This is a genomic window from Thermaurantiacus tibetensis (assembly GCF_015354055.1).
Taxonomy (GTDB): domain Bacteria; phylum Pseudomonadota; class Alphaproteobacteria; order Sphingomonadales; family Sphingomonadaceae; genus Thermaurantiacus; species Thermaurantiacus tibetensis.
Map to the genome: position 1 here is coordinate 422,472 of NZ_JACHTM010000001.1, position 14,470 is coordinate 436,941.

The 14,470-nt window shown below is 71.2% G+C and carries 13 protein-coding genes; 9 read left to right on the forward strand and 4 right to left on the reverse strand.

Features of this window, described 5'->3' with window-relative positions; genetic code table 11:
* Nucleotides 1-27: 27 nt before the first annotated feature.
* Nucleotides 28-699 (reverse strand): leucyl/phenylalanyl-tRNA--protein transferase, encoded by a 672-nt coding sequence (gene aat / locus H3H34_RS02160; RefSeq protein ID WP_194744067.1) that lies wholly within the window; start codon nucleotides 697-699, stop codon nucleotides 28-30.
* A gap of 297 nt (nucleotides 700-996) precedes the next feature.
* Here aat and H3H34_RS02165 point away from each other — a divergent pair, with 297 nt between their 5' ends.
* The gene (locus tag H3H34_RS02165) at nucleotides 997-2,535 is read left to right on the forward strand and encodes a Do family serine endopeptidase (RefSeq protein WP_235945242.1); all 1,539 of its coding nucleotides are present in this window, start codon (nucleotides 997-999) and stop codon (nucleotides 2,533-2,535) included.
* Between the two features lie 31 nt (nucleotides 2,536-2,566).
* Here H3H34_RS02165 and H3H34_RS13250 read toward each other — a convergent pair whose 3' ends face one another.
* From H3H34_RS13250 to clpS, 3 genes are all read right to left on the reverse strand, one after another.
* Nucleotides 2,567-3,211 carry a PEPxxWA-CTERM sorting domain-containing protein gene (locus H3H34_RS13250; protein WP_207790719.1) on the reverse strand — a complete coding sequence of 215 codons (645 nt, stop codon included), beginning with the start codon at nucleotides 3,209-3,211 and terminating at the stop codon, nucleotides 2,567-2,569.
* A 183-nt stretch (nucleotides 3,212-3,394) separates the two neighbouring features.
* Nucleotides 3,395-5,410 (reverse strand): acetyl/propionyl/methylcrotonyl-CoA carboxylase subunit alpha, encoded by a 2,016-nt coding sequence (locus H3H34_RS02175; protein ID WP_328830994.1) that lies wholly within the window; start codon nucleotides 5,408-5,410, stop codon nucleotides 3,395-3,397.
* A gap of 249 nt (nucleotides 5,411-5,659) precedes the next feature.
* Nucleotides 5,660-5,992, reverse strand: coding sequence for an ATP-dependent Clp protease adapter ClpS (clpS, locus tag H3H34_RS02180; protein WP_194743607.1), 333 nt, complete (start codon nucleotides 5,990-5,992; stop codon nucleotides 5,660-5,662).
* Between the two features lie 268 nt (nucleotides 5,993-6,260).
* Between clpS and H3H34_RS02185 the strand changes: the two genes are divergently transcribed.
* The 8 genes from H3H34_RS02185 to mtgA all read left to right on the forward strand — a co-directional run bounded on the left by H3H34_RS02185 (nucleotide 6,261) and on the right by mtgA (nucleotide 14,470).
* Complete coding sequence (locus H3H34_RS02185) at nucleotides 6,261-7,397, forward strand: efflux RND transporter periplasmic adaptor subunit (RefSeq protein WP_194743608.1); 1,137 nt, start codon at nucleotides 6,261-6,263, stop codon at nucleotides 7,395-7,397.
* Nucleotides 7,394-10,513: an efflux RND transporter permease subunit gene (locus H3H34_RS02190; protein ID WP_194743609.1), complete on the forward strand. Its 3,120-nt coding sequence runs from the start codon at nucleotides 7,394-7,396 to the stop codon at nucleotides 10,511-10,513. Before H3H34_RS02185 ends, H3H34_RS02190 begins: the two co-directional genes overlap by 4 nt.
* Nucleotides 10,514-10,617: 104 nt before the next feature.
* Nucleotides 10,618-10,887 carry an accessory factor UbiK family protein gene (locus H3H34_RS02195; protein WP_194743610.1) on the forward strand — a complete coding sequence of 90 codons (270 nt, stop codon included), beginning with the start codon at nucleotides 10,618-10,620 and terminating at the stop codon, nucleotides 10,885-10,887.
* Between the two features lie 130 nt (nucleotides 10,888-11,017).
* A complete protein-coding gene (locus tag H3H34_RS02200; RefSeq protein ID WP_194743611.1) occupies nucleotides 11,018-11,533 on the forward strand; it encodes a type III secretion system chaperone family protein in 516 nt (171 codons plus the stop codon).
* A gap of 342 nt (nucleotides 11,534-11,875) precedes the next feature.
* Nucleotides 11,876-12,169 carry a hypothetical protein gene (locus H3H34_RS02205; protein WP_194743612.1) on the forward strand — a complete coding sequence of 98 codons (294 nt, stop codon included), beginning with the start codon at nucleotides 11,876-11,878 and terminating at the stop codon, nucleotides 12,167-12,169.
* A 121-nt stretch (nucleotides 12,170-12,290) separates the two neighbouring features.
* Complete coding sequence (locus H3H34_RS02210) at nucleotides 12,291-13,061, forward strand: enoyl-CoA hydratase/isomerase family protein (RefSeq protein ID WP_194743613.1); 771 nt, start codon at nucleotides 12,291-12,293, stop codon at nucleotides 13,059-13,061.
* On the forward strand, nucleotides 13,061-13,780 hold the full coding sequence (locus tag H3H34_RS02215; protein ID WP_194743614.1) for an N-formylglutamate amidohydrolase: 720 nt from the start codon (nucleotides 13,061-13,063) through the stop codon (nucleotides 13,778-13,780). The genes H3H34_RS02210 and H3H34_RS02215 overlap by 1 nt, the downstream gene beginning before the upstream one ends.
* Nucleotides 13,781-14,470, forward strand: coding sequence for a monofunctional biosynthetic peptidoglycan transglycosylase (mtgA, locus tag H3H34_RS02220; RefSeq protein WP_194743615.1), 690 nt, complete (start codon nucleotides 13,781-13,783; stop codon nucleotides 14,468-14,470).

A 14,470-nucleotide genomic window follows, 5' to 3' on the forward strand; every position in this document is an offset into this window, starting at 1 on the left:
CTCCCTCAACCCGCTTGCCGACCCGGTCTACGATGTCTGGCTCAGAGCCTGTACGATCCGCGCGCCGGTCGGGCCTTCGGCGGCCGTGCCGACCGGGCCGAAGGCGGCCCAGTCCGCGTCGGCGGCGAGCGCTTCGGCGAGAAGCCCGAGGTAGCGCGCCCGCTTCACCTCGATCGCGCCGAATCGGGCGAGGTGCGGGGTCCAGAACTGGGTGTCGAGCAGGCGGAAGCCGCCGGCGCGGAGCCGGGCGATGAGGTGCGAGAGTGCCGCCTTGCTGGCGTCGGTCCGGCGGCTGAACATGCTCTCGCCGAAGAAGGCGGCTCCCATGCGCACGCCGTAGAGCCCGCCGACGAGGTTGCCCTCCGCGTCCCAGGTTTCGACCGAATGGGCGTGCCCCTCGTGGTGGAGGCGGATGTAGGCATCCTCGATCGAGTGGTTGATCCAGCTCTGCTCGCGGCCCTTGGCGGGTTCGGCGCAGGCCATGATGACGCGCTCGAAGGCGACATCGGCGCTGTGGCGGAAGGTCTCGCGCTTCAGGGTCCGCGCCAGCGAGCGCGACACGTGGAACCGGTCGATGGGGATGATGCCGCGTCGCCGCGGCTCGACCCAGAAGACATCCGGCGAATCGCGGGTGTCGGCCATGGGGAAGAGACCGGCCGCGTAGGCGCGCAGCAGCAGGCCGGTCTCGAGCCGCCGGATCGGCCGCGTCATGCCTGGCGCACGCCGGCTGAGGTGCTGGGCGCCGCCCCTTCGCCTGCCCCGGCTGCCGTCGCACCGCCCGCCGCCGGTCCACCCGACGTCGCCCTGCCCGCTGCGCCAGGCCCCGCACCCCGGACCGCCCGCGGCCTCGGCGAATCCAACCGCCCTGTCATCCCGCGGACTCCCCTTCCGCTGGTGCTCCATGCTGCGCGCCTGCCTCGCCGTTGTAAAGCGGGGGCGGAGGCGGGTAAGGCATTCACCTGCCCGTCAGTTGCGGCTGCTAGCGGCGACCGGGGCATGGGAGCGGAACGGCATGGGCGGAACTGGCCGGAGTGGCAGACGCTGGCGGCAGCCGTCATGACGGCGCTGCGCACGGCAGCCATTGCAGCGGCCGCGCTCGCGGGGGGGGTGGCGCTTGCGCTTGCCGTGCGGCCCGAGCCCGAGGCGCCTGCGCTCTCGCCTGACGTCGTCGCCGAGCCCGCCGCAGCCCCTCCCCGCGAGACCCGGCCCCCTCGCTCGGCCGCCGAGATGCGGATCTCGTTCGCGCCGGTGGCCCGGGCGGCACAGCCGGCGGTCGTCAACATCTATACGGCGAAGGTGGTGCGTGAACGGGCGCGGATGGGCCCCTTCTTCGCCCTCTACGAGAGCCAGCCGCGGGTCGAGAACTCGCTCGGGTCGGGCGTCATCATCGACCCCAAGGGCTTCATCATCACCAACAACCACGTGGTCTCGGGCGCCGACCAGATCGTCGTCGCGCTCGCCGACCGGCGCGAGTATCCGGCACGCCTCGTCTTCGCGGACCCGCGGCTGGACCTTGCCCTCCTCAAGGTCGAGCCGGGCGCCGATCCCCTGCCGTCGCTGCGCCTCGGTGACAGCGACCGGGTCGAGGTGGGGGATCTGGTGCTCGCCATCGGCAACCCCTTCGGCGTGGGGCAGACGGTGACGCAGGGCATCGTCTCGGCGGTCGCGCGCTCGGGGCTCGGCATTTCCGACACCCAGTTCTTCATCCAGACCGATGCCGCCATCAACCAGGGCAACAGCGGCGGCGCGCTCGTCAACCTCGACGGCGAGCTCATCGGTGTCAACACGGCGATCCTGACGGCGGGGCGGGAGGGGGGCTCGATCGGGCTCGGCTTCGCCATTCCCGCCAACATGGTGCGCGTGTTCCTGCGCGCCGCCGAGACAGGGCGGGTGGTCACCGCCTGGCTCGGCGCCGAGGGCGAACCACTCACCGCCCGCACGGCCGCGGCCGCCGGGCTCGACCGGCCGCTCGGCGTGCTCGTCACGTCCGTCTCGCCCGGCTCGCCGGCGGCCCGCGCCGGGCTCCGGCCTGGGGACATCGTGGTCGCCATCGACGGCAAGGAAGTGAGCGACCCGGCAGCGCTCCGCTACCGCATCGCGACGCTCGGCATCGACCAGACGGTCTCGCTTTCGGTGGTGCGGGACCGGAAGACGATCAGCGTGCCGCTCAGGCTCGCCCCACCGCCCGAGGTGCCGCCTCGGCAGCTCACGCGCCTTCCCTCGGGCTCGATCCTCGCCGGCATCGTGATTGCCAACCTGTCGCCGGCCCTTGCGCAGGAGCTGGGGGCGGGCCTGCCCGAGCGCGGGGTGGTGGTGGTCGAGGTGCCACCCGACGCCCCGGCGCGGGTGACCGGCTTCCCGCGGCCGGGAGACGTGGTCGAGGCCGTCAACGGCGAGCGGGTGGCAAGCGTGGGGGACGTGGCCCGGCTCGTCGAGGCCTCGCCCCGCGAAACCCTCCTGCGTCTCAACCGCGGCGGCCAGCGCGCCGACTGCCTGTTCCAGGCGCCGGCGCGCTGGGGCTGCCGCACCGCCTGAGACGCTCCCTCAGGCGGCGATCAGGCAGCGATCAGGCGGCGGAGAGCGCGCGCTGGCGCCGCCGCAGCGCGAAGCCGACCATGCCGAAGCCGGTGATCAGCATCGCCCAGGTGGCGGGCTCGGGCACGGCCGCCGTGATCACCCGGATGTTGTCGCCGGGGCTCGAGGCCTGCCAGTCGTTGATGAGGAGCGTGTTGCCCGCGAAGCTCGTGCCGGGGATGTCGCGCGCCTCGAGGCCGCGGGCGGACGGGCTGTTGTAGGTGATGGTCGGCAGGCCGAGCAGGCCGTCGGTCGCGACGAGACGGCTCGTCTGCCAGATGACGCCGAGGATCGGCCGGTCGAAGGTGACGAAGCCCTTGACCGTGCGGGTCGCAACCGGGTCAAAGACGACGCCGTGGCTTGCCACGCGCGTGCCGGCGAGGATGGTGCCCCCGAGATCGGTGACGAGCGGCGCGGTGAGAAGCACGTTCTGCTTCTCGTTCCAGGCGAAGAGCCGGTTGTTCACCTGCTGGTTGTTGTTGCCGACCGCGAACGGGGGCGTGAGGATCACGAAGGTGCCCGGACTGGCGGTGCCCCCGGTGATGGCCCCGCCGGTGACGGCAGCCGAGGCGGCCGTGGCGAGGAGCGTTGCGGCTGCAGCGCCGAGGACGGTGGTGGCAAGCGTGCGAACGGTCATGGTTCAGCTCCTGTTGGGTTCGGTCCCTGCTACCGATGTCCCTGCAAGCGCCATGCCAACCGGCAGTGCCTGCCCGGAACAGGCGGAGATCCCGTGATGGGACCGGCCTGTTCTACGCTCGGCTGTAAGAAATTCCGACAGGTGGATCGCAAATTAAGGTAAATCTCGCGCAGATGCCCGCCGTCAGTCATCCTCGGCGAACTCGAGGATGACCTGGTCGACGGCCAGGCTCTCGCCCGGCCGTGCGTGCAGCTTCGCCACCACCGCCGCCTTCTCCGCGCGCAGGATGTTCTCCATCTTCATCGCCTCGACCACTGCAAGCGGCTGGCCGGGCTCGACCCGGTCGCCCTCGGCCACCGCGATCGAGACGACAAGGCCCGGCATCGGGCAGAGCAGGAAGCGCGAGAGGTCGGGCGGGGCCTTGGGGAGCATGAAGCGCGCAAGTTCGGCCGCGCGCGGGGTGAGAAGCCGGAAGCGGGCCTGGCGGCCGGCGTGGGTGACGCGCGTGGCGCCGGGCAGGCGGTCGATCTGGGCGGCCACCGGCACGCCATCCACTTCGGCCACCATCACGCCGGACGCACCGCGCGGAAGCTGCACGGCCGTCAGCGACAGCGCCGTGCCGTCGAGGAGCACGGCAATCCCCTCGGGGGTGGGAGAGATGGCAAGGCGATGCTGCTCGCCGTCGAGCTCGGCCACCCAGTCGCGCGGGCCGTCGGTGGGCAAGCCGTTCAGCCGGTGGTCGACGCCCGCAGCGCGCCGTGCCCGCGCATCGGCCTCCACGGCGGCGAGCGCGAGCATCCGCCGCGTCGTCTCGGCGCTGGCCGGGGCACCGGCAAACCCTTGCGGATACTCCTCGGCGATGAAGGCGGTGGTGACGGCCGTGCCGGCGCGGAAGCGCGGGTGCTGCATGAGCGCGGAGAGGAAGTCCGCGTTGTGGCTGATGCCGCGCACGAGGAAGCGGTCGAGCGCGGCGACCTGGCGGTCGGCCGCCTCGTCGCGCGTGGTCCCGTGGGTGATGAGCTTGGCGATCATCGGGTCGTAGAACATCGAGATCTCGCTGCCCTCCACCACGCCCGAATCGATCCGGACGCCTTCGGCCGGCGGCGGCTCGACGTAGCGGGTAAGCCTTCCGGTGGAGGGCAGGAAGCCGCGGTAGGGATCCTCGGCATAGAGACGGGTCTCGATCGCGTGGCCGTCGAGGCGGATGTCTTCCTGCGCGAACGGCAGCTTCTCGCCGGCAGCGATGCGGATCATCCACTCGACGAGGTCAAGGCCGGTCACCAGCTCGGTCACCGGGTGCTCCACCTGGAGCCGGGTGTTCATCTCGAGGAAGTAGAAGCTGCGGTCGGCGCCGGCGATGAATTCGACCGTGCCGGCCGAGTGGTAGCCGACGGCCCTGGCAAGCTCGACCGCCTGTGCGCCCATGGCCCGGCGCATCTCCGGCGTGACGAAGGGGGAGGGGCTTTCCTCCACCACCTTCTGGTGGCGGCGCTGGATCGAGCAGTCGCGCTCGTTCAGGTGCAGGATGGTGCCGTGGCGGTCGCCGAGCACCTGGATCTCGATGTGGCGCGGCTGCTCGACGAACTTCTCGATGAAGACGCGGTCATCGCCGAAGCTTGCCTTCGCTTCGCGGCGGACAGCGTCGAAGGTCTCGCGCACGTCGGTTTCGGAATAGGCAAGCCGCATGCCCTTGCCGCCGCCTCCGGCCGAGGCCTTCATCATGACCGGGAAGCCGATCTCCCGGGCGATGGCGACGGCGTGGTCGGTGTCGGCGATCTCGCCGACGAACCCGGGCACCACGCTGACGCCCGCGGCCTTGGCCAGCCGCTTCGATTCGATCTTGTCGCCCATGGCAGCGATCGCGCTGGCCGGCGGGCCGATGAAGGCGATGCCGGCATCCGCGAGCGCGGTTGCGAACCATTCCCGCTCGGAGAGGAAGCCGTAGCCGGGGTGGACGGCCTCGGCGCCGGTCTGCCGGCAGGCCTCGATGATCTTCTCGCCAAGCAGGTAGGACTGCGCTGCGGGGGGCGGGCCGAGGTGGACGGCCTCGTCGGCCATCTCGACGTGGAGCGCCGCAGCGTCGGCGTCGGAGTAGACCGCGACCGTCCGGATTCCCATGCGCCGGGCGGTCCGGATGATCCGGCAGGCGATCTCGCCTCGGTTGGCGATCAGGATCTTCGAGAATGGCTTGGCTGACACCCGCGTCTCCCCTTCGGGCGCCGCCTCTGGAAGCGGCCTCGGCTGGCCGTCAAGGCTTTCCCAGCCCCCCGGCTTTGGGAGGGCATCCGGCACTTCCGCCCGAAGCGCCCGGCGCGCCCGCCTCCTGCTGCCCCCGCGGGAGGCCGGCCCGCCGTCCGCCGCCGTCCCCCGCCGTCCCCGCCGTCCCCGCCGTCCCCGCCGTCTGGCTGTCCGCCTGCTGGCCCCCGGCCCGCCCGCCCCTTCGCCCGCTCAGGCCTTCTCGAGCGTGCACTGGAGAGGGTGCTGGTGCTGCTTGGCGAAGTCCATCACCTGGGTGACCTTGGTCTCGGCCACCTCGTAGGTGAAGATGCCGCACACGCCCACGCCCTTCTGGTGGACGTGGAGCATCACCCGAGTCGCCTCCTCGAGGCTCATGCGGAAGAACCGCTGCAGCACGTGAACGACGAACTCCATGGGCGTGTAGTCGTCGTTCAGCATGAGGACCTTGTAGAGCGAGGGCTTGCGCGTCTTCGGGCGCGTGCGGGTGACGACCCCGGTCCCGGTGCCTCCGCCCTCGTCCTCGAACCCCGGATCATTGGCCATCGCGGACGCTGAAAATACCGGATGCGGCCGCCGGTCTGCAAGACCGGGCGGGGTTTTCGGGCGGCGTTTCGGGTGCGACGACCGGGCGCAACGCCGGGGCGGAAACCCGGGGGTTGCGCACGTCCCGCGCGCGCCCCATGAGGCGGGGTGCGAAGTGCCGAAGGCGGGGAATGTCGGGTCCACGGGTGATCTGGTGCCTCGCCGGCGTAGAGACGACCACGGAGACCTGTTCTTGACCAGCCGCCGGCCTCGAAGCCTGACGTTCCGCATGGCCGTGGCGCTCGGCCTGTCGCTGGGGCTCAGTGCCTGCTCGCTCCTTGGCAACGGCGATGCGCCCGCGCGGGGGCCGGGCGGGGAGCGCGGCGCGGAGCGGCAGGGCGGCCCCGCCGGGGGCCGCGGCGGCGGCCCGGGGGGCGGGCCGCAGGCGCCGGCCGTGGTGGTCGGCAGGGTCGAGACCCGCCAGATCGTCGACCGCATCGAGGCGGTGGGCACCGCCTTTGCCAACGAGCAGGCCGACCTTACCTCAACCGTTACCGAACGGATCGCGCGGGTGAACTTCGCCGACGGGGCCTATGTGCCGAAGGGCGCGGTCATCGCCGAGCTCGTGCGCTCGGAGCAGGGCGCGCAGCTCGCCCAGTTCCAGGCCCGGCTCCGGGAGGCGGAAGCCCAGCTCCAGCGGCTGCAGGCGCTCCAGAAGCAGGGGTTCGCAACTCGCGCGCAGATCGACGCCGCGCAGGCCGCCGTCGACGTTGCGCGCGGGCAGGTGGCGGCCGCGGGCTCGCAGATCGGCGATCGCGTCATTCGCGCGCCCTTCTCCGGCTGGCTGTCGCTGCGGCGCGTCTCGCCCGGCACGGTCGTGAACGCCGGGACGACGATTGCCACCATCGTCGATCATTCGCGGATCAAGCTCGACTTTCCGGTACCGGAGACGTTCCTGCCGGCCATCCGCGTCGGCGACCCCGTGGTCGCGAAGGCCGCGGCGTGGCCCGGCGAGACGTTCCGAGGGACTGTCAGCTCGATCGACCCTCTCGTCGACCCGGTGACGCGGGCGGCAACCGTGCGCGCGCTCATCCCCAACCGCGACCTTCGCCTGAGGCCGGGCATGCTGATGACGGTCGAGGTGGAAGCCGCGCCGCGCACTGCACCTGTGGTGCCGGAGCTTGCCCTCGTCGGCCAGGGCGACCGGAGCTTCGTCTTCCTGGTGGGCGAGGGCGACCGGGTCAGCCGCACCGAGGTGCGCACGGGCGTCAGGCGCGAGGGCCAGGTCGAGATCCGCGAGGGTCTTGCGCCTGGCCAGCGCATCGTCGTCGAGGGCACCGTCAAGGTGCGTGACGGCATGGTCGTGCGCGCCATCGAGCGCCAGCCGCCGGGCGGGCCGGCCGAACCCGAGGAGCGGGCCGCGTGATCCTCTCCGACGTCTCGGTGAAGCGGCCGGTCTTCGCCGCCGTGCTGAGCCTCGTCCTGGTGCTTGCGGGTGCCATCGCCTTCTTCCGCCTGCCGGTGCGCGATCTTCCGGCGGTCGAGCCGCCGATCATCTCGGTCGAGACCATCTACCGCGGGGCGAACGCCGAGGTGGTCGAGAACCGGATCACCCAGATCATCGAGGACCGGCTCTCGGGGATCGAGGGCGTCGAGTCGATCACGTCGCGGTCGCGCGACGGCCGGTCCGACATCACCGTCGAATTCTCGACCGGTCGCAACCTCGACGCCGCCGCCAACGACGTCCGCGACCGCGTCTCGGGCATCCTCGACAACCTGCCCCCCGACGCCGACCCGCCGGAAGTGTCCAAGGTCGACGTCGATGCCCAGCCCATCATGTGGCTGAACCTCATCCACCCGCAGTGGAGCATGATGCAGCTGGCCGACTATGCCGACCGGGTCTTGGTCGACCGCTTCGCGTCGATCGACGGCGTCTCGCGGGTGAACATCGGCGGCGATGCCCGGCCGGCGATGCGGATCTGGCTCTCGCGCCAGCAGCTCGCCGCCTACGGGCTCACTGCGCAGGATATCGAGCGGGCGCTCCGCGCGCAGAACGTCGAGCTTCCGGCCGGCCGGGTCGAGGGCGAGCAGGCGAACCTCACCGTCCGCGTCGCCCGCCAGTTCACAACGCCCGATGCCTTCCGGCGCCTTGTCGTCTCCCGCGGCGACGACGGCTACCTCGTGCGCCTCGGGGACGTCGCCCGCGTGAGCCTTGAGCCCGAGAACCGCTACACGCTCTTCCGCTCGAACGGGGACGTGGCGATCGGCCTTGGCATCGTCCGCCAGTCGGGGGCGAACACGCTCGCGGTCGCCGAGGCGGTCAAGGCCGAGATGGAGAGCCTCCGGCCCATGCTGCCGCCCGGCATGGAAATGGCCGTGGGCTTCGACAGCTCGCTCTTCATCGACCGGGCCATCCGCAACGTCTGGGTGACGCTTGGCGAAGCGGCTCTCCTCGTCGTCCTCGTCATCTTCCTGTTCCTCGGCAGCGCCCGGGCGACCCTCATTCCGGCAATCACCGTCCCCATCTGCCTGATTGCCACCTTCGCCGTTCTCTACGCGCTCGGCTACTCGCTCAACCTCCTCACCCTTCTTGCCTTCGTGCTGGCGATCGGTCTCGTCGTCGATGACGCGATCGTCGTGCTCGAGAACATCTTCCACCGGATCGAGCAGGGCGAGCCGCCGCTTGCCGCTGCCTATCTCGGTGCCCGCCAGGTGGGCTTCGCGGTGGTCGCGACCACCATCGTCGTGTGCGCGGTGTTCGTCCCGCTCTACTTCATCTCGGGCAACATCGGCGCGCTGTTCCGCGAGCTTGCGGGCGCGATGATCGGCGCGGTCGCCTTCTCCGGCTTCGTGGCGCTTTCGCTCACCCCCATGCTCTGCTCGAAGCTGCTGCGCAGCGAGGCCGCCGGCGGGGAGCACAACGCCTTCAACCGCTGGTTCGACCGCCAGTTCGCCCGACTGGCCGCGGCCTACCGGCGGGCGCTCGAGGCCGTGGTCGGCCGGCCCGTCCTCGTCGGCCTTGCCGCCCTGGCCTTCGTCGGCGTCTGCCTCGCCCTTGCCTCGCGGCTCAACTCTGAGCTCGCGCCCGAGGAAGACATCGGCAGCTTCCTCGTGAACGTGACGGCGCCCGAAGGCACCGGGTTCGAGACCATGGCGCGCTACATGCTCGATCTCCAGGACAGGATCCTGCCGCTCGTCGAGGAGGGGAAGCTCCGGCGTCTCATCGTCCGCGCGCCCGGCAGCTGGGGGCAGAGTGAGGAATTCTCTTCCGGCGGCATGACCGGCTTTCTCCACCCCTGGGAGGAGCGGACCTTCACCACCCGCGACGTCGTCAACGAGGTGCAGCGGATCATCTCCGCAGACCCCCGTGTCCGGGGCAATGTGACGACCGGCACCAGCCTGTCCCGCGGACGCGGGCGGCCGATCCAGTTCGTGATTGCGGGCTCGAGCTTCGAGGAACTCGCCCGGGCGCGCGATGCCATCTTCGAGGCGGCCGCCGCCAACCCGGCAATCGTCGACCTCGACTCGGACTATCGGGAAACCAAGCCGCAGCTCATCGTCGACATCGACACGACGCGCGCCGGCGACCTCGGCGTGTCGGTCGCCGACATCGGCACCACGCTCGAGACCATGATGGGCTCGCGCCGGGTGACCACCTTCATCGACCGCGGCGAGGAGTATAACGTCATCCTCCAGGCCGAGGACCGCGACCGCGCAACGCCGGGCAACCTCGGCAACATCTACGTCCGCTCGACCACCTCGGGCCGGCTGGTTCCGCTCTCGAGCCTCGTCACGCTGCGCGAGGAGGCGCGCGCGGGCGAGCTCGGCCGCTTCAACAAGCTCCGCGCCATCACGCTTCAGGGCAACCTCGCGCCGGGCGCAACGCTCGGCGAGGCGCTCGACTTTCTCGAGGCCGAGGCGAAGAAGCATCCGGAGATCGCCGCCATCGGCTACAAGGGGGAGAGCCTCGCGCTGCGGCAGACGGGGTCGAGCCTCGCCCTCATCCTCGGCTTCACCGTGATCCTCGTGTTCCTCGTGCTCGCGGCGCAGTTCGAGAGCTGGATCCACCCTGCGGTCATCATCCTGACGGTTCCGCTGGCCGTCGGTGGAGGCCTTCTCGGCCTCTGGCTCATGGGCGGCACTCTCAACCTCTACTCCCAGGTAGGCGTGGTGATGCTGGTGGGCCTTGCCGCCAAGAACGGCATCCTCATCGTCGAGTTCGCAAACCAGCTGCGCGACGCTGGCGAATCCGTCCGCGAGGCCATCCTCGATGCCGCCGAGCGCCGGCTGCGCCCGGTGCTCATGACCTCGATTGCAACCGTGGCAGGCGCCACGCCGCTCATGCTCGCCGAGGGCGCAGGCGCCGGCTCCCGTCAGGCGATCGGGATCGTGATCGTCTGGGGGGTCAGCCTCGCCACGCTGCTCACCCTGTTCGTCATCCCCGCCTTCTACGCGCTCCTCGCACGGCGCACGAAGGCGACCTCCGCCGTCGAGCGGGAGCTCGAGGCCGAGCTCGCGTCGCAGCGCCAGCCGGCGGAGTAGCGCGGCCGGGCAGGACACGCGCCGGGGGCTGCCCGCGAGGCGGGAAGGGTGAACGGCAAGCGACCGCGATTTCCTTCGCCGCGCGCACCCGCTATGAAGGCGCGATGCAGAAGGAAAACCAGCTGTTCGAGGATTTCGCGCGGCTGCTCTCGTCGCTAGCCGGAACCATGGCGGGAGCCGGTCGCGAGGCCGAGGCGCGGATGCGCGAACGGTTGCGGGCCTTCGTGGACGGCCCGGATGCGGTCAGCCGCGAGGAGTTCGAGGCGGTGAAGGAGCTTGCGGCCGCGACGCGGGCAGAGGTCGAGCGTCTGAAGGCCGAAATCGCGGCGCTGCGCGCGCAGAACGACGCTGACGGCCGGTCGCCGGCAGGCTGACGGAAGGGAAGGGGTCCCCGCCCCGGATGTCCACAGCTTTCTGCCAGGGCCGCCCCACGACCGGATTGCATCCGGCCGGACTCCGGCGCAACATGTCGAGGTCCGGCGCGAGAGGGGGTACTAGAGATTGATGCACCATCTCACCGAGGAGCCTGGCGCCGCCGCGCCGCCGATCGACATGCTCGAACAGTATTTCCAGAGCCACAACTGGTCCTTCGAGCGGGACGGCGACGAGGAGATCGTCGCCGCCGTCAAGGGCAGCTGGTCGGACTACGAGCTTCGCGCCCTCTGGCGCGAGGACGACCGCGTGCTGCAGTTCATCGCCCAGACGGGCATCACGCTGCCGCGCGACGTCGCTGCCGCCGAGGTGAAGAGCGCCCTCTTCGAGACGCTCGGCCTCATCAACGAGCAGCTCTGGCTCGGCCACTTCGAATGGTGGTCGGCCGACGGCTCCATCCTGTTTCGCCATGCCGTGCTGCTCGACTCGGACGAGTCGCTGTCGCTCGACCAGGCCCGGGTGCTGGTCGACGCCGCGATTGACGAATGCGAGCGGCACTACCCGGCGCTCCAGTTCGCGATCTGGGGCGGGAAGTCGCCCGAAGAGGCGCTTCGCGCGGCGATGATCGAGACGGTGGGCGAGGCCTGATCGAGGCCATCGCCGCCGGCTCTCGAGGTTCGCCGATCGTCTTGCGGCGCGCGCCGGGCCCTGCATGCAGCGCATGGCTGGGGCCTTCGATTGTGCATGGCAAAAATGGGAGGCCATCTCCCAACCCATTGACTCGCCTTGGGTCTATTCAGAGCGGAAGCCGCTGGGTGCTGCGTTGCACAAGATTTTTCCGCAACAATTTGCGTGCCGCTCAACTTTTCGCTTGACGCCTCCGCCGCCCGGCCTTTAGAGCGCTACTCAGTTGTTTTGAGTGCGACTCGGTCCCTGGGTCCGCTCGAAGGAACACCGGCCCCCCGAGCCGAAAACCGCAGGAGACTGGCAATGCGTCTGACCGTCCTCACCGCTCTCGCCGCCGTCGCGGCCGCCCCCGCCTTCGCCAACCCCACCCCGAGCGAGATCTGCGCCTCGGCCCCCGAGGCGCTGCGCGCCATCGCCGCAACCGCGGACGCCAGCGTCCAGCGCAAGGCGCTGCGCGACATCCAGCTCGGCGAAGCGCTCTGCGAGGCCCGCAACCGCCCCGAGGCGGCCCGCAAGTTCCGCGCTGCCGCCGCGGCGCTCGGCACCGACCTGCAGACGGCCATGGCCGGCGTCACCAAGACGGCCGCGGTCCAGTAACCCTCCCTCCGGACAGGCGCTCCTCCCCTCCCCTCGACGCCTGTTCCTGACCCGGCGGGCCGGCAGCTCTGCGCTGCCGGCCCGTTTCCTTTTCCCCGGCAGGGTGCCAAGGGCTGTCCCCATGGATCCTCGCCTGCGTCTCGAGGTCGCCGGTCAGGTGGCGACCCTCCTCCTCGCCCGCCCCGACAAGAAGAACGCCATGGACCAGGCCATGTGGGAGGCCCTGCCGCCGCTCGTGGCCGAGGCCTGCGCGCGTCCGGGCGTCCGGGTCCTGCTCCTGGCCTCGTCCACGCCCGGCATCTTCTGTGCCGGGGCCGACATTGCCGAGTTCGCCGGCCGCGCCACCGACCGGGCCTGGTGGGCTGCCAACCGGCGTGCCATCCGCGCTGCCCAGCAGGCCCTCGTTGGCGCGCCTCTGCCCACCGTTGCCGTGATCGACGGCGACTGCGTGGGCGGCGGCTGCGGGCTTGCGCTGGCCTGCGACCTGCGTCTTGCCAGCCCGCGCAGCCGCTTCGGTATCACGCCGGCGCGGCTCGGCCTCGTCTACCCGCTCCACGACACGCGGCTCCTCGTCGATCTCGTGGGGCCGGCGCAGGCGAAGCGCATGCTCTACACCGCGCGCCTGCTCCCCGCTGCCGAAGCGGCGGCGATCGGGCTCGTGACCGAGCTTGCGGAGGACGTCGAGGCCGCGGCCCGGGCGCTTGCCGCCGACATCTGCGCCGTCTCCGGCGACAGCCAGCGCTGGGCCAAGGCGACGGTGGCGCGCATCCTCGCCGGCGTGCGCGACGACGACGCCGAATCGGAAGCGCTCTTCGACTCGGCGCGCGACGGGCCGGACTTCGCCGAAGGCGTCGCCGCCTTTCTCGGGAAGCGGCCCGCGCGGTTCCGCTGATGGAGGCCCACCGGCTCGTCCAGGGCGCGCGGCGCGATCTCCTCCTCGTCTGCGACCATGCCGCGAATGCCGTGCCGCCAGGCGTGGACCTCGGCGTTCCGCCGAGCCTCCTCCTCGACCATGTCGCCTGGGACATCGGTGCGGGCGCGCTGACCGAGGCGCTTGCGCGCCTGCTCGACGCGCCGGCCTGCCTCGGCGCCTGGTCGCGCCTCGTCGTCGACTGCAACCGTCCACCCGATCTCGCCATCCCGGCTTCCAGCGACGGCCATGCCATTCCCGGCAACCAGGCCCTTGCGGCCGCCGAACGTCGCTTCCGGCTCGCCCTTCACGCCGCCTTTCACGAGGCGCTCGCCCGCGAGGTGGCCGCGCGGCAGCCGCGGCTCCTCGTCTCGGTCCACAGTTTCACGCCCGCGCTCGCGACCGACCCGTCGCCACGCCCCTGGCCGGTTGCCGTGCTGTGGAACCGCGACGCGCGCGGGGCGGAACTCGCCCTTGCCGCGCTTCGGGCCGATTCGCGGGTGCCCGGCCCCATCGGCGCCAACGAGCCCTATTCGGGCAGGGTCCTCAACTACACGATGGACCGCCACGCCGAGGCGAACGGCATTGCCTACATCGGCTTCGAGGTGAGGCAGGACCTGCTCGGCAGCGCGCCCGGCATGGCAGCGTGGGCGGCCATTCTGGCCGACGCGTTTCGCGCGGCGCTCGCCGGGCTCCCGTGAATGGCCGGCGGCCTTCGGCGCCTTGCCCTTGCGCTTGTGCGGCTGGCGCTTGCCCTGGCCCTCCTTTCCGTCGCCTGGGTGGCCGCTTACCGCTTCGTCGATCCGCCCGCGACCTCTCTCACGCTTCGCGACCGGCTGCAGGGCATCCCGGTCATGCGCCAGCCGGTGCCGCTCGCTGCCATGTCCCCTGCACTTGCCCGCGCGGTCATCGCCGCGGAGGACAGCCGATTCTGCGCGCACCGCGGCTTCGACGTCGAGGCGATCGAGGCGGCCATCGAGTCGAACCGCGAGGGAAGGCGGCTCAGGGGCGCCTCCACCATCTCGCAGCAGGTGGCCAAGAACGCCTTCCTCTGGCCGGGCCGCACCTGGCTCCGGAAGGGCCTCGAGGCCTGGTTCACCATCTGGCTCGAGCTGCTCTGGCCCAAGGCGCGGGTGATGGAGGTCTACCTCAACCTCGCCGAATGGGACCGGGGAGTCTATGGCGCCGAAGCGGCTGCGCAGCGCTACTTCGGCAAGTCGGCCGCGCGCCTGACCAGAAGCGAGGCGGCGCGTCTTGCCGCCATCCTTCCCTCGCCCATCGCCCGCAATGCCGCGCGGCCTGGCCACTTCACCGCGCGCTACGCCCGGGCGATCGAAAAGCGGATGCGGGTTGTCGAGACGGACGGGCTCGACTCCTGCCTCCGCCGCTGA